General features: G+C 57.5%; 24 protein-coding genes. 9 read left to right on the top strand and 15 right to left on the bottom strand.

What is annotated here, in order from left to right:
* Nucleotides 1-13 precede the first annotated feature (13 nt).
* The 3 genes from ACR0NF_RS08385 to ACR0NF_RS08375 form a co-directional block, all read right to left on the bottom strand.
* Nucleotides 14-733 (bottom strand): helix-turn-helix transcriptional regulator, encoded by a 720-nt coding sequence (locus ACR0NF_RS08385; RefSeq protein WP_480470886.1) that lies wholly within the window; start codon nt 731-733, stop codon nt 14-16.
* A 367-nt stretch (nt 734-1,100) separates the two neighbouring features.
* Nucleotides 1,101-2,387 (bottom strand): crotonyl-CoA carboxylase/reductase, encoded by a 1,287-nt coding sequence (gene ccrA, locus ACR0NF_RS08380; protein WP_480470887.1) that lies wholly within the window; start codon nt 2,385-2,387, stop codon nt 1,101-1,103.
* Between the two features lie 112 nt (nt 2,388-2,499).
* Complete coding sequence (locus ACR0NF_RS08375; protein WP_480659302.1) at nt 2,500-3,882, bottom strand: 1-acyl-sn-glycerol-3-phosphate acyltransferase; 1,383 nt, start codon at nt 3,880-3,882, stop codon at nt 2,500-2,502.
* 145 nt (nt 3,883-4,027) lie between these two features.
* Here ACR0NF_RS08375 and ACR0NF_RS08370 point away from each other — a divergent pair, with 145 nt between their 5' ends.
* The 3 genes from ACR0NF_RS08370 to deoD all read left to right on the top strand — a co-directional run bounded on the left by ACR0NF_RS08370 (nt 4,028) and on the right by deoD (nt 7,159).
* Entirely contained in the window at nt 4,028-5,995 is a 1,968-nt protein-coding gene (locus ACR0NF_RS08370; protein ID WP_480778063.1) for a protein meaA, read from the top strand.
* Between the two features lie 117 nt (nt 5,996-6,112).
* Nucleotides 6,113-6,430 (top strand): H-NS histone family protein, encoded by a 318-nt coding sequence (locus tag ACR0NF_RS08365; RefSeq protein WP_480470890.1) that lies wholly within the window; start codon nt 6,113-6,115, stop codon nt 6,428-6,430.
* Nucleotides 6,431-6,448: 18 nt separating this feature from the next.
* Nucleotides 6,449-7,159: a purine-nucleoside phosphorylase gene (gene deoD, locus ACR0NF_RS08360; protein ID WP_480470891.1), complete on the top strand. Its 711-nt coding sequence runs from the start codon at nt 6,449-6,451 to the stop codon at nt 7,157-7,159.
* 14 nt (nt 7,160-7,173) lie between these two features.
* On the opposite strand, the gene ACR0NF_RS08355 is transcribed toward deoD, so the two are convergent.
* Nucleotides 7,174-8,037, bottom strand: coding sequence for an urea carboxylase-associated family protein (locus ACR0NF_RS08355; protein ID WP_480470892.1), 864 nt, complete (start codon nt 8,035-8,037; stop codon nt 7,174-7,176).
* Between the two features lie 289 nt (nt 8,038-8,326).
* On the opposite strand from ACR0NF_RS08355, the gene ACR0NF_RS08350 reads away from it, so the two are divergent.
* The gene (locus tag ACR0NF_RS08350) at nt 8,327-9,235 is read left to right on the top strand and encodes a DMT family transporter (RefSeq protein WP_480778062.1); all 909 of its coding nucleotides are present in this window, start codon (nt 8,327-8,329) and stop codon (nt 9,233-9,235) included.
* Between the two features lie 300 nt (nt 9,236-9,535).
* Here the strand turns inward: ACR0NF_RS08350 and ACR0NF_RS08345 are convergent, their stop codons facing one another.
* The 10 genes from ACR0NF_RS08345 to ACR0NF_RS08300 all read right to left on the bottom strand — a co-directional run bounded on the left by ACR0NF_RS08345 (nt 9,536) and on the right by ACR0NF_RS08300 (nt 16,803).
* Complete coding sequence (locus ACR0NF_RS08345) at nt 9,536-9,676, bottom strand: hypothetical protein (protein WP_480667265.1); 141 nt, start codon at nt 9,674-9,676, stop codon at nt 9,536-9,538.
* 131 nt (nt 9,677-9,807) lie between these two features.
* Complete coding sequence (locus tag ACR0NF_RS08340) at nt 9,808-10,587, bottom strand: succinate dehydrogenase iron-sulfur subunit (protein ID WP_480470895.1); 780 nt, start codon at nt 10,585-10,587, stop codon at nt 9,808-9,810.
* A 12-nt stretch (nt 10,588-10,599) separates the two neighbouring features.
* Nucleotides 10,600-12,405: a succinate dehydrogenase flavoprotein subunit gene (gene sdhA, locus ACR0NF_RS08335; protein WP_480667264.1), complete on the bottom strand. Its 1,806-nt coding sequence runs from the start codon at nt 12,403-12,405 to the stop codon at nt 10,600-10,602.
* Between the two features lie 18 nt (nt 12,406-12,423).
* Entirely contained in the window at nt 12,424-12,795 is a 372-nt protein-coding gene (gene sdhD, locus ACR0NF_RS08330) for a succinate dehydrogenase, hydrophobic membrane anchor protein (RefSeq protein ID WP_480470897.1), read from the bottom strand.
* 12 nt (nt 12,796-12,807) lie between these two features.
* Nucleotides 12,808-13,194 (bottom strand): succinate dehydrogenase, cytochrome b556 subunit, encoded by a 387-nt coding sequence (gene sdhC / locus ACR0NF_RS08325; protein ID WP_480470898.1) that lies wholly within the window; start codon nt 13,192-13,194, stop codon nt 12,808-12,810.
* Nucleotides 13,195-13,398: 204 nt separating this feature from the next.
* On the bottom strand, nt 13,399-14,073 hold the full coding sequence (locus tag ACR0NF_RS08320) for a DUF1194 domain-containing protein (protein ID WP_480778061.1): 675 nt from the start codon (nt 14,071-14,073) through the stop codon (nt 13,399-13,401).
* 63 nt (nt 14,074-14,136) lie between these two features.
* A complete protein-coding gene (locus tag ACR0NF_RS08315) occupies nt 14,137-15,165 on the bottom strand; it encodes a MaoC family dehydratase (RefSeq protein WP_480778060.1) in 1,029 nt (342 codons plus the stop codon).
* Nucleotides 15,165-15,371 (bottom strand): DUF1737 domain-containing protein, encoded by a 207-nt coding sequence (locus ACR0NF_RS08310; protein ID WP_480470901.1) that lies wholly within the window; start codon nt 15,369-15,371, stop codon nt 15,165-15,167. The genes ACR0NF_RS08315 and ACR0NF_RS08310 overlap by 1 nt, the downstream gene beginning before the upstream one ends.
* Before the next feature lie 12 nt (nt 15,372-15,383).
* Entirely contained in the window at nt 15,384-15,938 is a 555-nt protein-coding gene (locus tag ACR0NF_RS08305) for an NnrU family protein (protein ID WP_480778059.1), read from the bottom strand.
* A gap of 7 nt (nt 15,939-15,945) precedes the next feature.
* On the bottom strand, nt 15,946-16,803 hold the full coding sequence (locus ACR0NF_RS08300) for an HpcH/HpaI aldolase/citrate lyase family protein (RefSeq protein ID WP_480778058.1): 858 nt from the start codon (nt 16,801-16,803) through the stop codon (nt 15,946-15,948).
* A 177-nt stretch (nt 16,804-16,980) separates the two neighbouring features.
* Between ACR0NF_RS08300 and ACR0NF_RS08295 the strand changes: the two genes are divergently transcribed.
* Nucleotides 16,981-17,280 carry a hypothetical protein gene (locus tag ACR0NF_RS08295; protein ID WP_480470904.1) on the top strand — a complete coding sequence of 100 codons (300 nt, stop codon included), beginning with the start codon at nt 16,981-16,983 and terminating at the stop codon, nt 17,278-17,280.
* On the opposite strand, the gene ACR0NF_RS08290 is transcribed toward ACR0NF_RS08295, so the two are convergent.
* The gene (locus ACR0NF_RS08290) at nt 17,277-18,032 is read right to left on the bottom strand and encodes a sulfite exporter TauE/SafE family protein (protein WP_480778057.1); all 756 of its coding nucleotides are present in this window, start codon (nt 18,030-18,032) and stop codon (nt 17,277-17,279) included. The two genes, ACR0NF_RS08295 and ACR0NF_RS08290, sit on opposite strands and share 4 nt — an antisense overlap.
* 161 nt (nt 18,033-18,193) lie before the next feature.
* On the opposite strand from ACR0NF_RS08290, the gene mdh reads away from it, so the two are divergent.
* The 4 genes from mdh (at nt 18,194) to ACR0NF_RS08270 (ending at nt 22,350) form a co-directional block, all read left to right on the top strand.
* Nucleotides 18,194-19,156 (top strand): malate dehydrogenase, encoded by a 963-nt coding sequence (gene mdh / locus ACR0NF_RS08285; RefSeq protein ID WP_010442827.1) that lies wholly within the window; start codon nt 18,194-18,196, stop codon nt 19,154-19,156.
* Nucleotides 19,157-19,466: 310 nt separating this feature from the next.
* Entirely contained in the window at nt 19,467-20,660 is a 1,194-nt protein-coding gene (sucC, locus tag ACR0NF_RS08280; protein ID WP_480533266.1) for an ADP-forming succinate--CoA ligase subunit beta, read from the top strand.
* A gap of 83 nt (nt 20,661-20,743) precedes the next feature.
* Nucleotides 20,744-21,631, top strand: coding sequence for a succinate--CoA ligase subunit alpha (sucD, locus tag ACR0NF_RS08275; protein WP_480778056.1), 888 nt, complete (start codon nt 20,744-20,746; stop codon nt 21,629-21,631).
* Nucleotides 21,631-22,350: a hypothetical protein gene (locus ACR0NF_RS08270; RefSeq protein ID WP_480470908.1), complete on the top strand. Its 720-nt coding sequence runs from the start codon at nt 21,631-21,633 to the stop codon at nt 22,348-22,350. The genes sucD and ACR0NF_RS08270 overlap by 1 nt, the downstream gene beginning before the upstream one ends.
* The last annotated feature ends 25 nt before the right edge of the window (nt 22,351-22,375 follow it).

Below are 22,375 nucleotides of genomic sequence, written 5' to 3'. Positions count from 1 at the left end.
CAACGTACGGTCGTTAAACGACTATTAAACCTCGGCTGAGCGCCGTTGCGATGGCATGAGTCGTGTTCTGCGCGCCCAGTTTGGCGCGCGCACTTTCGATATAGGCGCGCAATGTATGTTCCGAGATCGAAAGTGAATGCGCAACCTGCGCCCTGCTATAGCCGAGCGCCAACAGCGTCATGGCATCTATTTCACGTGGTGAGAGGCTGCGCGTGGCTTCCGGTTGCCGATCCTTGGCAAATTCCAGCGCTTTGCGATTCAGAAAATGCGCCACAAGAATCAGATCACGACCATAAGTCGCAATGAAGCTCTGCCAGGTCTTATCGTCACAATTGTGGTTCACCGTAAACAGCGCAAATTGCCCGCTTGGACCGCGCAACGGGATTGAATAGCCCTGATTGCCAACGCCATGCGCCAGTGCGTCATCCAAAAAGGCGCGCACTGCCTTGCCGGACCAATTCAATTGCTTCCAGTCCACCGCATGAAAGCGCTGAAAACAGCCTAATATGACGGGATCAATCCGATGGTAATTCTTGTCCCGATATCGTTCGTCCCAAGCGTCCGAGTAAGTGGTAAACCCATATTGGTCTCCGGCGCCGTCAACCCAATGATAGGTGATGTGATCGATCTGCAACCGGTCTCGCAATTGGACCGAAACATTGGTCAGCTCTTCAAGCGTGCTGGTGCTTTCCAAATCCTCGAGGATTTGGCTCAAATCGAATTGTGTTACCATTCGTCGGCGCGCAAGCCTCATCCTTCAAGGACGCGATCTCGGCCGCAGCGATCAGCCTGGTATCGTCAAGCTGTTCGGCAAGCGCGATTAACCCGTTTGCCACCGCAAAGGCGTTGAGGTCCGACAATACGTCCAGTATCCACTCATTTTGCGCCATCAAGGTGTCCCCGAAATAGTTAACGAAGGGTTAACACAACCATAACATGTGCAGACTATTTCGGCCTACTCGCTGCTTTCTACTCCCCAAAAATAGCGGGGCCTCTCCTGCTAAGCCTTTGATAAAAATCACCACTGCCTCAAACGCAAAACACCCGCGCAGCAAGGGCGTGCCGCGCGGGTCCTTCGATCTTGTGTTACAGTCTGGACGTTAGTCGCCTGCAGCGAGAACTTCTTCCAAAGTCCGCATGCCTGTATGTGGCGCCTGAACCAGAACGGACATGTTGCCGGGCTTATGTTCGTTCCGCATCATTTTCATATGCGCCTCCGGCAGATCCTGCCATGTGAACACTTCGGACATGCAGGGATCAAGACGGCGCTCAACCATCAGCTGGTTTGCCGCCGCGGCCTGTTTCAGATGAGCGAAGTGAGACCCCTGCAGACGCTTTTGGTGCATCCACATATAACGAACATCGAAGGTCAGGTTGTAACCGGTCGTACCGGCGCAGATAACAACCATTCCGCCCTTCTTCACTACGAAGGTCGAGACGGGGAAAGTGCTTTCGCCCGGGTGTTCGAAGACCATGTCGACATTCACACCCTTGCCGGTGATATCCCAGATCGCCTTGCCGAACTTACGAGCCTCTTTGAACCACTCGGCATATTCCGGCGTGTTCACGGTGGGCAGCTGACCCCAACAGTTGAAGTCCTTCCGGTTCAGAACGCCCTTGGCACCAAGACCCATAACAAAGTCGCGCTTGCTTTCGTCCGAGATCACGCCGATCGCGTTTGCACCTGCTGTATTGATCAGCTGGATCGCGTAAGACCCCAGGCCGCCCGACGCACCCCAAACCAGAACGTTCTGGCCCGGCTTCAGGTCATGCGGTTCATGCCCGAACAGCATCCGATAGGCCGTGGCCAGCGTCAGCGTATAGCAGGCGCTTTCTTCCCAGGTCAGGTGCTTGGGCCGTGGCATCAACTGCTGCGCCTGCACATTAGTGAACTGGGCAAAAGATCCATCGGGGGTTTCATATCCCCAGATCCGCTGGCTGTCCGAATACATCGGATCGCCACCGTTACAGTGCTCGTCATCGCCATCGTCCTGGTTGCAATGGATCACAACCTCATCACCGACCTTCCAGCGGCGCACCTTGTCGCCTACAGCCCAAACGATACCCGAAGCATCAGATCCCGCGATGTGGAACGGCTGACCATGACCGTCAAACGGGCTGATGGGCTTACCAAGCGAAGCCCAGACACCGTTGTAGTTGACCCCCGCAGCCATCACCAGCACCAGTACCTCGTGGCTGTCCAATTTCGGAACATCGACCACCTCAAGCTGCATCGCCGTGTCCGGTTCGCCATGGCGTTCCTTGCGAATTGCCCAGGCATACATCTGCTTGGGAACATATCCCATCGGAGGGATCTCTCCCATTTCATAGAGGTCTTTTTCGGGCGCATCGTACGACGCGATGCCACTGTCGACGTCCAAAGCCATGCTGGCCTCCTTTAACTCATCCATTGCCGCGCCGCAGAATCGCGGCTTTCACCAACTGGGATATTGGCGACAAAGAAATATTGCAATAGTTTTTGGTGCTACTTTTGTAATTTTATGACCCAGCAGTTGCAGAAACTGTTTCTGCAACTGCAAAATTACCGTCCCGAGGGGCAGGCTCTGATGCTGCGGCATAATAATCAAGTAGCTCTGCGCGCTCACCCGATGGGCGCAAGATGCCATTCTTGCGCGACAGAATCCGGCGTTCAGTCAGCTGATTGATGGCATCGTCGATGGCATCGCCCGCATCCGGTTCGAGTGCTCCACCCTCAGCGCCCAGCAAACGGGCCTTAAGGTCATCCTCAGTCATCTCACCCTCTTGCTGGATCAGGCGACACGCCGCTGGGAGAGGGGCGAAAGGAATAGCCGCGCCAATCCTTTGCATCAGTTCACGCGCAAGATCAGTGGTCAGATCCCGCTCGTGCGTGGCGCGGAATTGCTGTAGCGAGATTGGGGTGGCGTAGCGCACCGAAGCTACGCCGAACCGCTTGTAGCGCCCGACCACGCGCCGCCATAACTGTTTCAGGGTCCATCGCGTAATCACCCCGATCCGAGCACGGAAACGACGTTCCGTATCCTTCGCAGCGGCGGTCAGAACGGTATCTTCCAGAACCCGGTCATAGTTCAGCGCAACCGGTACGAAAACCACATCGCGCCCCTGCGGGTCTGATGCATCAACTATGTATTTAAGAAGACCAAGCTTGGGCCGACCCAGCTTACCGGCCAAACTCAAGCCTCCCTCAGGAAACATGGCCTGAGTGACGCCCGCCTCGGTCGCGTGGCGCACATAGCTGGCCAGCACCTGGCGATAGAGATCACTGCCCGATTTGCGGCGAATAAAGTAGGCCCCCATTGCACGGATCAGGCGGCTCAGCGGCCAGACGCGCGCCCATTCCCCCACTGCGTATGACAGGGTGGAATGATCTGCCGCCAGATAGGTGACCAGAACGTAATCCATATTGCTGCGATGGTTCATCACATAGATGACCGTCGCATCAGGATCGATGTTGTCCACGGCAGCCTTGTTCTCATAGCTCAGCCGAACGTTATAGAACGCATTGCTGAGCATGCGGGCCAGACGGATCGCAATGCTGAAATAAGCGACCGTCGAAAACGAAGGCGCGATCTCGCGCGCATAGCGTCGGGCCTGCTCGGACGCCACCGCATCCGGAACGCCTTCCTCTTTCGCATGCCGCTGTACTGCTTTGGTGACCTGAGGGTCATAGATCAAACGCTGAATCATATCGTGCCGGCCCGCCAGCTTGAACGGCTGGATCGGGCGCTGAAGGCGATCATTCAGACGCGCAACAGCGCGTTCAAGCCTGCGGCGGAAGAACCATCGCACCGACGGGAACAGGAAATGCGATGCAAAAGTGACCGCGGCAAACAGCACGATCAGCACAAACAGCCAAAGCGGAAGTTCCACGGTCTGAGTCATGGGGGCACAGTGCCATCAAACGCGACCGCTCACAATCTGAAGAAAGCAGGTTATGCCGCGACGCAGCGAATTGACATATGCTGAAAATTACGATTTATCACCATGTAACGTAATTTTATTGCTCATCGACTCGCGAGGCCCATCCATGACGCAGACGCAGAAAGACCGCCCCTGGCTGATCCGAACCTATGCTGGTCACTCTACGGCGAAGGCGTCCAACGCACTCTATCGTGCGAACCTTGCAAAAGGGCAAACCGGCTTGTCCGTCGCCTTCGATCTGCCGACGCAGACCGGGTACGACAGCGACCATGTTCTGGCGCGCGGTGAGGTCGGCAAGGTGGGCGTGCCGATCTGCCATCTGGGCGACATGCGCATGCTGTTCGATCAGATTCCGCTGGAGCAGATGAACACCTCGATGACAATCAACGCCACTGCACCATGGTTGCTGGCGCTTTACATCGCGGTGGCCGAGGAACAGGGCGCGGATGTCTCCAAGCTGCAGGGCACGGTTCAAAACGACCTGATCAAGGAATATCTGAGCCGCGGCACCTATGTCTGCCCGCCGAAACCATCACTGAAGATGATCGCGGACGTGGCCGAGTATTGCTACACCAACGTGCCCAAATGGAACCCGATGAATGTGTGTTCCTATCACCTGCAGGAGGCCGGCGCGACGCCCGAGCAAGAGCTGGCCTATGCGCTGGCCACAGCCATCGCGGTGTTGGACGAGTTGCGCCCCCGTGTTCCGGCTGAAGATTTCCCGGCACTTTGCGGTCGCATTTCATTCTTCGTGAATGCCGGCATCCGCTTTGTTACCGAAATGTGCAAAATGCGCGCCTTTGTCGATCTTTGGGATGAAATTCTGCAACAACGCTACGGCGTCGAAGATCCCAAGTTTCGCCGATTCCGCTATGGCGTTCAGGTCAATTCGCTGGGCCTGACCGAGCAGCAACCCGAAAACAACGTCTATCGCATCCTGATCGAGATGCTGGCGGTGACACTGTCCAAGAATGCCCGCGCGCGCGCAGTGCAGCTGCCCGCGTGGAACGAAGCACTTGGCCTGCCGCGCCCCTGGGATCAGCAGTGGTCAATGCGGATGCAGCAAATCCTGGCCTATGAAACCGACCTGCTGGAGTATGGCGACCTGTTTGACGGCAACCCGGTGGTTGATGCCAAGGTCGAAGAGCTCAAAGAAGGTGCGCGCGCTGAGTTGGCGAACCTCGAGTCGATGGGCGGAGCGGTTGCCTCAATCGAGTACATGAAATCCCGACTGGTGGATTCGAATGCTGAACGGCTGAACCGGATCGAGCGTAATGAAACCGTCGTGGTCGGCGTAAACAAATGGACCGAGGGTGAACCATCCCCCCTTCAGACCGAGGATGGCGGCATCATGGTCGTCGATCCTGCGGTCGAACAGGATCAAATCGGGCGCCTGAATGACTGGCGCGCAGATCGCAACGACGCGGCCGTTGCAGCCGCGTTGAACGACCTGCGTGAGGCAGCGCAATCGGGGGCCAATGTGATGGCACCTTCGATTGCAGCGGCAAAAGTGGGCGTCACCACCGGCGAATGGGCCGAAGAAATGCGCAAAGCCTACGGCACCTATCGTGGACCGACGGGCGTTTCCGGCTCGGTGTCCAATAAGACCGAAGGGCTGGATGATCTGCGGGCTGCCGTTGATGCGGTCAGTGACAAGCTCGGTCGCCGATTGAAGTTCCTTGTTGGCAAACCGGGTTTGGACGGACATTCAAACGGCGCCGAGCAAATCGCTTTCCGCGCCCGCGATTGTGGCATGGATATCAGCTATGATGGCATTCGCCTGACACCCGAAGAGATTGTCTCCGCCGCGCGTGAGGACAATGCTCATGTCATTGGTCTGTCCATCTTGTCCGGCAGCCACCTGCCATTGGTGCAAGATGTGATGACCCGCCTGAAAGACGAAGGTTTGAGCGATATCCCCGTCGTTGTTGGCGGGATCATTCCCGACGAAGATGCCGAGAGCCTGCGCGCCATGGGGGTAGCTGAAATCTATACGCCCAAGAACTTTGAGCTGAACACGATCATGGGCGATATCATCACTTTGGCTGACCCAAAAAATATGGCGGCGGAATAAGAACGCCACCTCTATAAAATCTCCATTTCTATTTCCAATAAAAAAGGAATAGACAGGACCGGAAATTGCGATTTCCCAATTCCAGTGTTTTGGGAGCAAACGGTGTGGAGAAAGAAAATGGCGATCGATCTTGAAAAAATGTCGCACAAAGAATTGCTTGAATTGCGCAATAAAGTCGAAAAAGCGCTGAAAGGCGCCGAGGCACGCGCACGTAAAGAAGCTTTGAAAGCGGCGGAAAAAGCGGCCGCGGAATTCGGGTTCTCCTTGTCCGAATTGTCGCCCGAAGGTGCAAAAGCCACGAAATCCACCAAGGCCGCACCCAAATATCGCAATCCGAGCAATGAGGCCCAAACCTGGACGGGCCGGGGTCGCAAGCCGCAATGGGTGCATGACGCCCTGAAAGCCGGGGCCGACATATCTGATCTGGAAATCTGAGCGGGGGCATTTGCCGAGATGACAATTCATATCGGAGCCGAAACAGGTGATATTGCCGAAACCGTTCTTTTGCCCGGTGACCCCTATCGCGCGAAATGGGCGGCAGAGACATTTTTGAAAGACGTCAAACTGGTCAATGACGTTCGTGGCATGCTTGGATTTACCGGCACGTGGAACGGAAATCCGGTGACCATTCAGGGTAGCGGCATGGGGATGCCGTCGCTGTCGATCTACGTCAACGAACTGATCCGTGATTACGGGGCGAAAACCCTGATCCGCATCGGCTCCTGCGGGGGTATGCAGGACAGCGTCAATGTACGCGATGTCATTCTGGCAATGACGTCCACCACGCTCAGCACACCGTCGCGCGGGATCATGAAAGAGATGAACTTTGCGCCTTGCGCCGATTGGGACCTGCTGCAGGCCGCCGCGCAAGCGGCAAAGGCCAAAGGCACACCAACCCATGTGGGTGGCATCTATTCCTCGGATGTATTCTATGACGAACGCCCTGATCTGAATGAACAGATGGTGCGCCACGGCGTTCTGGGGGTCGAGATGGAAGCCGCAGAGCTTTACATCCTCGCGGCGCGCCACAAATGCCGTGCTCTGGCCGTCCTGACTGTCTCGGACCACCTGCTGACCGGCGAAGCGCTGCCCTCATCCGAGCGCGAGCGCAGCTTTGGCGACATGGTCGAGATCGCGCTTGAGGCGGCGTTCACAACGTCCTAACGCACCTCTAAACGCTAAAGCCCATGCGTGCGATCATATGCATTGCGCGCAGGGCTGCTCCACCCTTCCAACGCGCCGTCAGCAGGGGCAAAGACTTCGACCAGCAATGGATGGCACGACGCCGTGTCCGAGGAATGTTCGGATGAGCAGTCACCACCAGGACAGGCGCTGAGATTGCCCAACAGGTCGATCTCGGCAAAGAACTCCAGGTAATCACCGGGCCGCACGGGTGAGGCTTTCATGAAATACTGACCGGTATCGCGGGTGAACCCGGTGCACATGAACACGTTCAGAACATCGTGCACCGCAGGCTCAGCCTCAGCCAGGGGAATACTCAGGTGATCTGCCAATGCGCGGGTCAGGTTCGAATGACAACAATGATGGTACTGAGTCCCTGACAGCAGATTGCCCGTATAGGGATCACAGCGGGTGCCGATCACATCATGAACCGAACCGCCAAACGCGTCGATCCCATACCAGCCTAGCGTATCGGCAATGATGGTCGCCATTGGGCGCATATGCGGGAAGCTTGACCACATCTGCTCACCCGTCGTCAGGTGGGTGCCATGCAGCGCGCGGGTTTTGCCGGAATAAAACCGTTCAGACAGGTCGTTCAGGTTCCAGATATTCAGGTCCCCGACCTGCGGACCTTCGACCGAGGTGATGCGAAAGAAATGCCCGGCGGGCACCTCAAAACAACGTGCGTCACGCGCGGGCACCAACACTTCATCGGTTTTTTGCGCGGTTTCGCGGGCTGCTTGGTACAGCGCCAAGTGCGGCTTCGGCAACCCGTCGGTGGGATAGCAAATAACGGGCGCGATGGCGCGGCGGTCTTCGGCGTCGCTCGGCGGTTGGGGGAAGTTCTGAGAATCTATCATGGCTCGAGATTGGCGCAGTTCGCGTCGACGTAAAAGCCCAAAGCTGCACGGTCACGGGCCAACAGGGGCGAATTTTAGGTGACTCAGTTTGGAGACGACCGAAGAGCGATACCGCTAAACACTTCTCAGCCTAAGCTTCGGGATTCGCGTGCTAATAGCGGCCATCCCAGCTTCAGCTTCGACTCTCGGCGTTACGAATAAGGCGTGTTTATTTATTTTTGTCAATAGGTTACCCGTTGCAAATCGTGAGTCGCTCCGCGCGGCGACACATCCCATCGGAGCGTCAGACATGAACACCAACACACCGTCCGCCCCTTTCCTCAGGGCCGCCTTCGTAATCATCCTCGCGATCGTACTGTACGATGTCATGGGGGCGATTGTGAAACATCTCAGCGCTCAGTTCTCGACCCAAGAGCTTACGGTATTTCGCAACCTATTCGGGCTCATCCCTGCGTTGGCGATCCTGCTGTCATCGCGCGACTGGATCGACGCGGGTCGGCCAATTGCCGTAAGACAATGGCGGCTGGCCATCGCGCGCGGAGCCTTGGGCGTCATGGCGCAGATGAGCTTTTACCTGTCGCTCATCTATATGGATCTTGCGACTGCCACGACATTGGTCTTTGCGGGCCCTTTATTCATCACCGCCTTATCAGTGCCGATCCTTCGGCACAAAATCGGCCTCTGGCGGTGGCTGGCGGTTGGGTTGGGCTTCGTCGGTGTGATGATGGTGCTAAAGCCGGACACAGCGCATTTGAGTTGGCACACGCTGCTGCCGATCTGCGCCGCGCTTGGCTATGCAAGCTCCAGCGTGACCGCAAAGCTCTTCGATCGCTCCGTACCGACCGCATTGATCAACCTCTACTACACCATAACCGCGCTCATAAGCTCGACCATCTTCGTACTGGAGACTACCGGATTCTCTCTGATCGAAGAACCGGTCATCTGGATATGGCTTGGCTCGATGGGTCTGGTCGGAGGACTGGCCGCCCTTTGCATGACAACAGCAAACCGAATGGCTGACCCCAGCAGCCTGTCACCCTTTCAATACTTCGGCATCCTGTCCTCATTCATTCTGGGTTGGGTCTTTTTTGCCGAGACTCCTTTTGATGATCTTATCCCCGGAGTATTCCTAATCGTTGGCGGCGGCCTTCTGATCATCGGGCGCGAAAGAACCATCGCCAGGCAATCTGGCCCCTGATTGCTGAGAAACCAGACCCTTCCCCGAAAACCCGATCAGCGCGAAAAACCGGAAGCTCGTCACCCCTGCCCCTTCAGGCAGCGGATTGGTTCTTCATCCGATTGAGAAACCGCACCGCAGAAACTGCAACGCCATTGCCCCTCGTCCCGATGCTGCCGCCATCTGCACTCGCGCGTCAGCGAAGAGGTTCGCGAACGCCAAAAGAGATAAGCGAAAACACCAGCGGCAAGCAAAAGCAGAAGGACAGGCATCCTTCTGCTTTGCTGATTGCTAAGAGATTTTCAAGGTCAGGCAGGCGCTTTACGCTGCATTAGCGTATTCGAACAGCTCCGGCGCTTCCTCAAAAGCTGGGACCTTGGGTTCGGGTGCGTAGTAGCTCCAAGCTTGTTCTAGAAGCTCAAGAGCCTTAGCTGCATCGGTTTTCTTTTTATCTGTGCTCATCGGAGTGATCCCGTAATCGTCTTATCACTCCTCCCCATCCAAACCATACGCCTGCCCAAAGGCGCGCGCATCGTCCATTTTTGCAGATGGGGATTGCACTTGCCGCAAACCGGCAAGTGCTATGTTTCGCATCACACCGCGCGTTCGACCATCATCTTCTTGATCTCAGCAATCGCCTTGGCCGGGTTCAAGCCTTTGGGGCAGGTCTTCGCGCAGTTCATGATCGTGTGGCAGCGGTACAGCTTGAACGGATCTTCAAGCTCATCCAGACGCTCGCCCGTGGCCTCATCCCGGCTGTCGATGATCCAGCGATAGGCATGCAGAAGCGCAGCGGGGCCGAGGTAGCGGTCACCGTTCCACCAATAGCTGGGGCACGAAGTCGAGCAGCTGGCACACATCACGCATTCGTACAGACCATCCAATTTCTTTCGGTCTTCGATCGACTGCTTCCATTCCTTCGCAGGACGGTTGGTCTTGGTCTCCAGCCACGGCATGATGCTGGCGTGCTGGGCGTAGAAGTGCGTCAGATCAGGGATCAGGTCCTTGACCACCGGCATGTGCGGCAGTGGATAGATCTTCACGTCACCTTTGATCTCATCCATGCCATAGATACAGGCCAGCGTGTTGATCCCGTCGATGTTCATCGCGCAAGAGCCACAGATGCCCTCACGACAGGACCGGCGGAACGTCAGGGTCGGATCAATCTCGTTCTTGATCTTGATCAGCGCATCCAGAACCATCGGGCCGCAGGTGTCCATGTCGACGAAATAAGTGTCCACACGTGGGTTCTGGCCATCATCCGGGTTCCAGCGATAGATCTGGAACTTGCGCACGTTGGTTGCGCCTTCGGGCTTGGGCCAGGTCTTGCCGGTGGTGATCCGGGAATTCTTGGGGAGGGTCAGTTGTACCATAAGTTCCTCTCCTTAGAACGTCCGCGCCTTGGGCGCGATTTTCTTGAGGCTGATGCCGCCTTCGTCCTCGGTGGTCAGCGGATCGACGATCACTGGGCGATAGCTGAGGTCTACATTCGTGCCCTCGACCCGGCTGATGGTGTGAACCCGCCAGTTCTCGTCATCTCGGGTGGTGAAGTCCTCATGCGCATGGGCGCCGCGGGATTCCTTGCGCGCCTCGGCACCAACGATGGTGGCCAGCGCATTAGGCATCAGGTTGGTGAGTTCCAGCGTCTCCATCAGGTCGCTATTCCAGACCAAAGAGCGGTCGGTGACCTTCAGATCGTCCATCTTGGATGCGATGGCCGTCATCTTCTCGACCCCTTCGGCCAGTGTCTTGCCAGTCCGGAACACGGCAGCATCAGCCTGCATGGTCTTTTGCATCTCAAGCCGCAGATCGGCGGTGGCGATGCTGCCATTGGCATTTCGCAACCCGTCGAACCGGTCGAACGCCTGATCCACCGACGCTTGGTTCAGCACCGGGTTCGGCGCGTTTGCGTCCACCACCTGACCGGCGCGGATTGCCGCCGCACGGCCAAACACCACGAGGTCGATCAAGGAGTTCGAACCCAGACGGTTCGCCCCATGGGCCGAGGCACAACCGGCCTCACCCACAGCCATCAGCCCGGGCACGATTGCGTTCGGATCGGCGGCGGTGGGGTTGATCACCTCACCCCAATAGTTGGTTGGGATACCGCCCATGTTGTAATGCACGGTGGGCAGAACCGGGATCGGTTCCTTGGTAACGTCGACACCGGCAAAGATCTTGGCCGATTCCGAGATGCCGGGCAGCCGTTCTGCCAGCGCCTCGGGCGGCAGGTGGCTGAGGTTAAGGTGGATGTGATCCCCCTCACCGCCGACACCGCGCCCTTCGCGGATTTCCATCGCCATTGAACGGCTGACATAATCGCGCGGCGCGAGATCCTTGTACTGGGGCGCATAACGCTCCATGAACCGTTCGCCTTCTGAGTTGGTCAGGTATCCGCCTTCACCGCGCGCACCTTCAGTGATCAGGCAGCCCGAGCCGTAGATACCAGTGGGATGGAACTGCACGAATTCCATATCTTCCAGCGCCAGACCCGCACGGGCCACCATGCCACCGCCGTCGCCGGTGCAGGTATGGGCCGAAGTGGCGCTGAAATAGGCACGGCCATAACCGCCGGTCGCCAGCACAACCATCTTGGCGTTGAATACATGCATGGTGCCGTCGTCCAGCTTCCAGCAGACGACACCCTGACATTGTCCATCATCCGACATGATCAGGTCGATGGCGAAATATTCGATATAGAACTCAGCGTTGTTCTTGAGGCTTTGGCCATACAGCGTGTGCAGGATCGCGTGGCCGGTCCGGTCGGCGGCGGCGCAGGTACGCTGCACGGCAGGGCCTTCGCCGAACTCGGTGGTGTGGCCACCAAAGGGACGCTGATAAATCTTGCCTTCTTCGGTGCGGCTGAACGGCACGCCATAATGTTCCAGTTCATACACCGCCTTGGGTGCCTCACGCGCGAGGTATTCCATGGCATCGGTGTCACCCAGCCAGTCGGACCCCTTGACGGTGTCATACATATGCCACTGCCAGTTGTCGGGTCCCATATTCGACAGCGATGCGGCGATCCCGCCTTGCGCGGCAACGGTGTGCGAGCGGGTCGGGAACACCTTGGTCACGCAGGCCGTGCGCAAACCCTGTTCCGCCATGCCCAGCGTTGCCCGCAGGCCGGCCCCACCAGCGCCGACAACGACCACGTCATATTCATGCGTTTCGTATTCGTATGCAGCCATTTCTTTCAGCTCCGGGAATTAGAGGGCAATGCGCGCGATGGCGAAAACGCCAGCCGCAGCTGCGCCATAGGACAGACAGGTGGTGAGGATGATCAGCACCTTTTCTAGGGTGCCGTGAACATAATCCTCAAGCATCACCTGCGCGCCTTCGGCAAAGTGTTTGAACCCGACCACCAGTGTCAGCGCGGCGACAATCGCCGGGAAGGGGCGCGCGTAATAGTCCAGCACCACATCATAGGGCTGACCCAGAACCGGGCCGAATGTGAAGATAAACAGAGGAACAAGGATCAGCAGAGCCACCGAACTGACCTTCATGCTCCAGAAATGGGCGGTGCCCGATTTGGCCGAACCAAGACCGATCGCGCGTTTGCGGTCTGTCAGATAACGCATCGTGAGACTCCTTTACGCTACGATCAAAAGAGTGAGCAGGGTCAGAACGACCGAGCCAATGACAACGGCCCAACCCAGCTTGGTTGCTGTGGGCAGGTCCAGACCAACCGCGTTGTCCCAGATCAGGTGCCGAACGCCCGCCAGTGTGTGATACCACAACCCCCACAGAGAGAATGCCATGACCAGATCACCCAGTACCGAGGTCAGCCACCAATTGGCGCGTTCAAACGCTTCGGGAGACGTCGCTGCGGCCAGGAACCACCAGACGATCAAAAGCGCGGCGACAATCATCGCGTTTCCGGTAATACGGGTCAGGATGGATGTGACCGACGTCAGCTGAGGACGATAGATCGACAGGTGCGGCGAAAGCGGGCGGTTGCCCCGATTTACATCGGCCATGGCGGCTCCTTTTCGGTTGGCTACCGAACGTTTTACTGTTTTTTGCGACACTGTCACGCGCTGCAGGTGCAAAAAGCGTTAAATCCGCCGCAAATCGCATGATAAAACTGTTTTGTGATCACGAGCATATTTTGCGTGATCACAAAACGAACTCAAGGCCGCCAATGTTAGCGTTTTCAACGCTAAAGCAATGTGATCACGAATCTATTCCTGGCCTTGTTTCAACCCCGCAGTCTGCTGCGTCACTTCGCGCAGCAGTTTTTTGCGAATGCGTTCAGGGTAGTCGGCAAATCCCGCAGCCGAGACGACAAAGGCCCCCTCGCCCACGATGACGTTTTCGAAGAAATATGCCGTCAGATCAGGTTCGCTCTCTTCAATGGCAATTGCGTTTACGGTGACACCCCGCTCGCGCAGTTTGTGGTGCAGTTTTGCAGGCTCGATACCCTCGTTCGAAATTCCATCGCCCGAGAGGTCTATAAGATGGCGCTTGCAATCGGTCACCTTGTCGAAATGAGCAATTGTCATTTCAAGAGCTTCGCCAATCGCGGTTGAAAAGTTGCGCCAGACACGTGGGTCTGCGGCGACCTGCCCCGCGAAGTTATCGAGGGTGGCAAAACTGTCGATCCGGGTCCATGGAAGCGTAACGCGCTGACGCGAACTGCCGGTCCACTGCACCAGCATCAATTGAGCCTGTCCGCGCACCAACGCCTCAGACACAATCGGATCACGTAGACCGGCGGCAAGGCCATCCATTTGTATCCGATATTCCTCGGAATCGACCGAGCCCGACACATCCACCGCCAAAGCCAGAGCCAGATCACAGGCGTGGGCCTGTGAGGCCAGGCACAGGCTGGCAGTGATCGCGCGCAACATCATCATAAGGCAAACGTAGCACGGAATTCCCGGACCGCGATCACTTCAATGTCAATGGGCGGGCTTGCCTTACATGGGCATCAAGGCCCAGTAGTCGAGATCCAGAAGGACGTTTGGCAGGTATTTCCCGTCGTCATTGCGCAAGGCAAAAGGCTCACCACCCTTGGTGGCCACCAGCCTCAGGCGCAGTGCTCCGACACCCGGCGTTCCGGTCTCGGCCTTGTCCAGAACCTCGGACCAAGCCTTGATCGTATCGCCTGAAAAACAAGGGTTGGCATGGGCGCCACCGTTCAGGCCAACGATCATCTGTGCGTTTGCCAGACCGTTGAACGACAAGGCCCGCGCCATCGAGATGACATGCCCGCCATAGATCAGCCGACCATCAGGACGGAAGGTCAGGTCGAAATGCACCTTGGCGGTGTTCTGCCACAGACGGGTGGCCAGCATATGCTCGGCCTCTTCGACGGTCACGCCATCGACGTGATCAATCGTTTCTCCCGTGTTGTACGCATCCCAGCGATGGTTTTCACCGGATTGTACAAAATCGTAATTGGAGAAATCGAGGCCTTTCGGCACCGCCAGATCGCTGACATCCAGCGCTTTCTTCAACTCGGGCACGACTGTCTCGGGCGCGGGCACGTCGAGGTTCGATTTGCGCACCATCACCCAGCGCACATATTCGATGACCACTTCGTCGCGCTGGTTTAGGCCGCGTGTGCGGACCCAGACCACCCCGGTTTTGCCGTTTGAATTCTGCTTGAGACCAATCACTTCGGATTCGGCGCGCAGGGTATCGCCGGGATAGACAGGTTGCAGCCAGAGTCCCTCGGCATAACCCAGATTGGCAACCGCGTTCAGTGATATATCGGGAACCGTTTTTCCGAACACCACATGAAAGGCTGCCAGATCGTCAATCGGGCTTTGGGGTAAGCCACAATTCCGGGCGAATTCGTCCGAGGAGTAGAGCGCATGGCGCGCTGGATAGAGCGCGTGATACAAAGCGCGCTCGCCATCCGTCACGGTGCGCGGCACGGCGTGGTGCAGCACCTGCCCGACTGAATAATCCTCAAAAAAGTTACCCGGATTGGTTTTTGCCATTATTGCTGTCCCAGTTTCATGTCGGGGGAATAGTCGGCGTCGACCTCTTTGGTCACAGCCTGCGCGCAGCGCATCACATTGGTGGCGGCGTCAAAGGCATAGGAGGGGTCGCCATAAAGCTCCCATCCTTTTGCCAATGCGTCCGAGACTTTGTGGCAGAAGGCCGACGTGTCTTCTTCTGTCAACAAACGATAAAGTTTCGCCATTGCTTCAGCCCCTTATCCGCCGAACGGAGATGGGCCAACCAGCCCGTGAATATAACCGATGATGCCCATCAGCACGATGGAGCCAACGAAGAACATCGCATCCTTGCCGTAAGTTCCGGGTTCGCCCGGGGTCCACTCGGGTTCGGACTTGTTGATCACAATCACTTCGACAATGGCCCAGGCCAGTAAGCCGCCAAACAAAACGATCGACGCCAGATCACCATTCACCAGCAAATGCGCAAAGGCCCAGAGCTTGAAGCCGCCCAGCATAGGGTGGCGGACCTTGTTCAGCAGGCGACCCTTGGTTCCGGCTGGGCTCAGCAGATATATCGCGATCAAGACCAGCAGGTTGTTGACGTGAATCAGGAAGGTCGGCGGCGCCCAGACATAGATGAAATCGGTCATCCGATAGCCGAAGATCATCAGCAATATCGAGACCACCAAGGCGAGCGCCACGGCGCCCTTGCCTGCATCGCCCATGGCGGCACGGCGTTCCGGCATCACACGCTTGAAGAGATGTGCGGCCCACCAAAGCGCCACACCAAGGATCAGAAGAACAAAGCCCATTGCTGGCTTACCCCGCTTGCAAAGCTACTATCGCCTCTGCTTTTGCCAGAGTTTCACGGGCAGTTACAACGTGCAGGTTCTCAACAATCTTGCCATCGACCACAGCGACGCCCTGCCCCTGTGCCTCGGTCTCTTCAAAGGCGGCGATTTGGCGTCGGGCCAGATCAATCTCATCTTCCGAGGGCGCAAAGGCCGTATTCGCGATGTCAACCTGAGCGGGGTGGATCAGCGTTTTACCGTCAAAACCCATATCACGGCCCTGAGCACATTCGGACTGAAGACCGTCGGCATCCTTGAAGGCGTTGTAGACGCCGTCGACGATGATCAGACCTTCGGCCTTTGCGGCCAACAGGCACAGGCCCAGTGAGGTCATCATCGGCAGGCGGTCAGGGCGGAAGCGGGTTTGCAGTTCTTTCGCCAGATCATTGGTGCCCATCACAAAGCCTGCTATCAGCGGATGTGCGGCAATTTCCGCGGCGTTCAGCATTCCGCGCGGCGTTTCCATCATCGCCCAGATCGGCAGGTCTCCGGTAATCGCCGCCAGCGCGTCCACTTCAGCCGCAGAGCTGACCTTAGGCAGCAATACTGCATCCGCATCCATCTCGCGCATGGCCTCGGCATCGGCGCGCCCCCATTCGGTGTCCAGCCCGTTGATACGCACGATCTTGACCCGCGCGCCATATCCCCCGGTGGCCAAAGCCGCCTTGAGCGTCTCGCGTGCATTGTTCTTTTCGTCGGCTGAAACCGCGTCTTCCAGATCAAAGATGATCGCATCCACTGGCAGCGTGCGCGCCTTATCCAATGCCCGCTCGCGCGAGCCGGGGATATAGAGAACAGAGCGATAGGGGCGTTGACGCGGGTCCACGGGACTCTCCCTTTGAAATAATGTTGCGCGGAATGGGGCATTTTTTGACGGAAAGCTCAAGGACAAAAACGCCGCAGCGCAGCATTTACAACAAGCGACGCAACGTGCGTTGCCTTAACGCGATCTCTTTCTGGCTGCAGCACGCTGTTTTCCGAAAGGAATCGAAAGGGGTGACCGATGAAGACAATATTGCTGAAAATGACGATAGGTCTGGGCATCATGGTGCTAGCAGCGCAGCAGGTCAGCGCGCAGAACTGCGCTCCGCGCGAAGATGTGATCAAACGATTGGCGAAAACCTACGGTGAAACCCGCCGGGGTATCGGCATCGCGCGTCAGGGTGCGGTGATGGAGATGTTTGCCTCGGACCAGACCGGCAGCTGGACGATTGTTGTGACCTTGCCCGAAGGCGTGACCTGCCTGATCGCTTCGGGCCAGTCGTTTGAGCCGCTGGCCGAGAGTTTGCCGCCCAATACTTAAACCAGCGCATCCCAGATCAGTTTGCTGCCGGTCAGACTGAGCAGAACATAAGAGATGCAAAAGAACACGCGTTCGGACAGCATGAAATGTGCCCGGACGCCCAGCCAGGCCCCAAGGATCGCGAATGGGGTCAGCAACAGATCGGCCAACGCCGTGTGCCAGGTGAAGAGGCCCAGATAGGCGAAGGGCACGAATTTCACCGCGTTGATCACCCAGAAGACCAGCACGGTCGAGGCCTGAAACTCGGTCTTCGTCAGGCGTTGGGACAGCAGATAAACGGCGGCGGGCGGGCCGCCTGCGTGGCTGACGAAGCTGGTGAACCCGGCGACCAGCCCGGCAAACAGGCCCGCCGATGGTGGCAGCCGGTTGGCGAAGCCGCGCACCCAGCCCTTAGTCTGGGCAACATGCCAGATCACGAACCCCACCGATATCCCGCCGATCAACAGGCGCAACATATCGTCGTCGGTGGCACGATAGAGCCACGCGCCCAGCGCGACACCCGGCACGGCACCAAGGATCAGCAGGCGTGAATCCGACCAGCTCCAGCGTTTCCAATAGGGCCCCAGCGTGGCCAAATCGATCACCATCAGGATCGGAAGCATCAGCGCCAGTGCCTGCCCGGGCGTCAGGATCAGGGCCAGAATCGACGAGGACGCAAAAGCCACGCCCGAGCCGAACCCGCCCTTCGAGATGCCCGCAAAGATCACCGCAGGGATCGCCACGGCAAAAAACATCAGGTTCATCTCGAACATGGGGCGTCCCGGAAATAGGCATGATTCACAGGCGGTTTAGCGCAATCGGCGGGGTGTGTGCAAACGGTATGCGGTGGCATGCCGCGCCGCAGAAGGCTTGCGTGACGCCGCTTTTGCGACTAGCACAACCGCGATTTCAAAACCGACCGGAGATATTCCAAATGGCCAGACCCAAGATCGCGCTGATCGGCGCAGGTCAGATCGGCGGCACGCTCGCCCACCTCGCAGCAATGAAAGAACTGGGTGACGTTGTCCTGTTCGACATCGCCGAAGGCACCCCGGAAGGCAAGGCGCTGGATATCGCCGAATCCGGCCCTTCGGAAGGCTTTGACGCCAAGCTGAAAGGCACCCAGTCCTATGAGGACATCGCAGGCGCTGACGTCTGCATCGTCACCGCCGGTGTCCCGCGCAAACCGGGCATGAGCCGCGATGACCTGCTGGGCATCAATCTGAAGGTCATGAAATCGGTCGGTGAAGGCATCGCCGCCAACGCGCCCGACGCGTTCGTCATCTGCATCACCAACCCGCTGGACGCGATGGTCTGGGCCCTGCGCGAATTCTCGGGCCTGCCGCACAACAAAGTCTGCGGCATGGCGGGTGTTCTGGACTCAGGCCGTTTCGCACACTTCCTCTCGGAAGAGTTCAACGTTTCGATGCGCGATGTGACAGCGTTCGTTCTGGGCGGTCATGGCGACACCATGGTTCCGTCGGTTCGTTACTCGACCGTTGCCGGTATCCCGCTGCCCGATCTGGTTGAGATGGGCTGGACCACGCAAGAAAAACTGGACGCCATCGTTCAGCGTACCCGTGACGGTGGTGCCGAGATCGTCGGTCTGCTGAAAACCGGCTCGGCGTTCTATGCACCCGCCACATCGGCGATCGAAATGGCCGAAGCCTATCTGAAAGACCAAAAACGCGTGCTGCCCTGCGCCGCCTATTGCGATGGCGAGCTGGGCGTCGAGGGCATGTATGTCGGCGTGCCCACCGTAATCGGTGCTGGTGGTGTCGAACGTGTGGTCAACATCAAGCTGAACGAAGAAGAGCAGGCCGGTTTCGACAACTCGGTCAACGCCGTGAAGGGCCTGATCGAGGCATGTAAGGGCATCGACAGCTCGCTGGCCTAAATCACAAAGCTTAGAACCAATGAACCGGCCCCCTTCGCGGGCCGGTTTTCTTTTGCGCGATGCCTAACGGGTTTGAAGATGTTCGCGCAAACGTCGCAAAACTCATCTATGAATGTGTTTTGCAAGCATGTTGCAGGATCATCGAATCAAATCCCATAGCTCACAAATTTTGTGATCACACCCCAAAAACCTGTGATCACAAATACCGAAAATCTTCGACAATTTCCCGTGACACGTCAAAAAACTCTTTAAATTTGACCCTTAGACACCCCTATAACAGGGCAATCGTAGTCAGACGGGACATATTTCGATGAACATTCACGAATATCAGGCCAAAGCGCTTCTTCGCAGCTATGGCGCTCCGGTCTCCGATGGTCGCGCCGTGTTGCGCGCCGAGGAAGCCAAAACCGCAGCCGGTGAACTGGATGGCCCCCTGTGGGTCGTCAAGGCTCAGATCCACGCAGGTGGACGTGGCAAGGGCAGCTTCAAAGAGACCGACGCGGGCGAAAAAGGCGGTGTCCGTCTGACCAAATCGGTGGAAGAAGCCGCCGAAGAAGCCAAGAAGATGCTGGGCCGCACGCTGGTCACCCATCAGACCGGCCCCGCAGGCAAGCAGGTCAACCGCATCTATATCGAGGCCGGATCCGGCATCGAGCGCGAACTGTACCTGGCCCTGCTGGTGGATCGCCAGACCAGCCGCATCTCGTTTGTCTGCTCGACCGAAGGCGGCATGGATATCGAGGAAGTGGCTGCCGCCACGCCCGAAAAAATCCTGTCCTTCTCGGTTGATCCTGCGACCGGCTATCAGGCTTATCACGGCCGCCGCATCGCGTTCTCGCTGGGTCTGCAAGGCGCACAAGTCAAGCAATGCGTCAAACTGATGAACCAGCTCTATAACGCCTTCGTCGAGAAGGACATGGAGATGCTGGAAATCAACCCGCTGATCGTTTCCGACAGCGGCGACCTGAAAGTGCTGGACGCCAAGGTCGGCTTTGACGGCAACGCGGTCTACCGCCACCCCGACATCGCCGAACTGCGCGACACGACCGAGGAAGACCCCAAGGAACTGGAAGCGTCGAAATACGACCTGAACTATATCGCGCTGGATGGTGAGATCGGCTGCATGGTCAACGGTGCCGGTCTGGCGATGGCCACGATGGACATCATCAAGCTCTACGGTGCCGAGCCTGCCAACTTCCTCGACGTGGGCGGTGGCGCGACCAAAGAGAAAGTGACCGAGGCGTTCAAGATCATCACCTCGGACCCGCAGGTCAAAGGCATTCTGGTCAACATCTTCGGCGGCATCATGCGCTGTGACGTCATCGCCGAGGGCGTTGTCGCCGCGGTGAAAGAGGTCGGCCTGCAGGTTCCGCTGGTGGTGCGTCTGGAAGGCACGAACGTCGAGAAAGGCAAAGAGATCATCAACACCTCTGGCCTGGACGTGATCGCGGCGGACAACCTGAAAGACGGTGCCGAGAAGATCGTGAAGGCCGTCAAAGGCTGAGTGTCATCCCGTAGGGTGGGCTTCTGCCCGCCTTTCCCAAGATTTTGGCGGGCAGAAGCCTGCCGTATAAAGGAGAACGCCAGATGGCAGTCCTCATCGACGAAAATACCAAAGTGATCTGTCAGGGCTTTACCGGCTCGCAGGGCACATTCCACTCTGAACAGGCCATCGCCTATGGTACCAAGATGGTCGGCGGTGTGACCCCCGGCAAAGGCGGGATGACCCATCTTGACCTGCCCGTGTTCAATTCGGTCCACGAGGCCAAGCATGTGACCGAAGCCCACGCCTCGGTGATCTATGTGCCGCCGCCCTTCGCGGCTGACTCGATCCTCGAAGCGATTGATGCCGAGATGGAAGTGATCGTCTGCATCACCGAAGGCATTCCGGTTCTGGACATGATGAAGGTGAAGCGCGCGCTGGAAGGTTCAAGCTCGCGACTGATCGGCCCGAACTGCCCCGGTGTCATCACGCCCGACGCCTGCAAGATCGGTATCATGCCCGGTCACATCCACAAGCGCGGCTCGGTCGGCGTTGTGTCGCGTTCGGGCACCCTGACCTATGAGGCCGTCAAGCAGACCACCGATGTGGGTCTGGGCCAGTCCACCTGCGTTGGCATCGGCGGCGACCCGATCAAGGGCACCGAGCATATCGACGTGCTGGAATGGTTCCTGGCCGACGACGAAACCGAGTCGATCATCATGATCGGTGAGATCGGTGGCTCGGCCGAGGAAGAAGCCGCGCAGTTCCTGGCGGATGAGGCCAAGAAAGGCCGCAAGAAGCCGACCGCCGGTTTCATCGCAGGCCGCACAGCCCCTCCGGGCCGCCGCATGGGCCATGCAGGCGCGATTGTCGCCGGCGGCAAGGGCGGTGCCGAGGACAAGATCGAAGCCATGCGCTCAGCCGGTATCGTCGTGGCCGAAAGCCCGGCGCAGCTGGGTGAGGCTGTGCTGGAAGCGATACAGAACGGCTGATGCAAAACCTACCCGCCTCCTTGCCGGATTCGGTAACCACGGAACACGCCAAAGCCAGTCTTTGCGCGTGTTTCGAAGAATTTCCAAAACAAGGGGGCGAGTTTCTTGCCGAAACATTGTCGGAAGCGGGTTGGTACCGCGTTGGAACAACCAATTTGGTTCGTTTGAGGCGGAGAGTAACGCTCAATCAACTTGGCATGAGTTTTGGAATTTTGGACCCGAGGGGGTTCCGAAGCATTTTCAACTTTTATCGTCATATGCGCATCCCAATGGGGACTCGTAGCCCAAGTTTCCTGCGCCACATAGATGGCTCTCTTGCGGTTCGAACGGATGTGCTACGCAACGACAACTGGCCGGATGCAAAGGTTGTTTTGGCTCGAACCTGCAGCGAAGAAAAGGCTTCGTCTGGGTTTTCGATTGGCGTGTGGGCATTTGTTCCGAGAGACGTCACGCTGATTGAAACAGAAAGTCTTCGGGAAAAATTCAATGGCAACTCTTCAACTTTTTTCACCCCTGTTGGAAATTGGCGCGGGCTTCAGCATAAATGGGAAGACCGAGGCGAAGGGGGATCGCAATATGGTCGGATCGCCAAAAGTGGTAGAGATCCGTACATAATTGAATTCGCGCGAGAACGCTTTCCCGGCAAACTATTACCTCAACTAGAGCTCGCTGAAATTGGTGCTTTGTACCGGTATGAAAAAAGCGAACGTCTTCATTAGTTTGTCGGCTTGGAGTTAGAATTGA

Source organism: Ruegeria sp. CF4, from assembly GCF_056537345.1.
The sequence above is the reverse complement of the archived record's forward strand: the minus strand, read 5'-3'. Positions and strand labels throughout refer to the sequence as shown.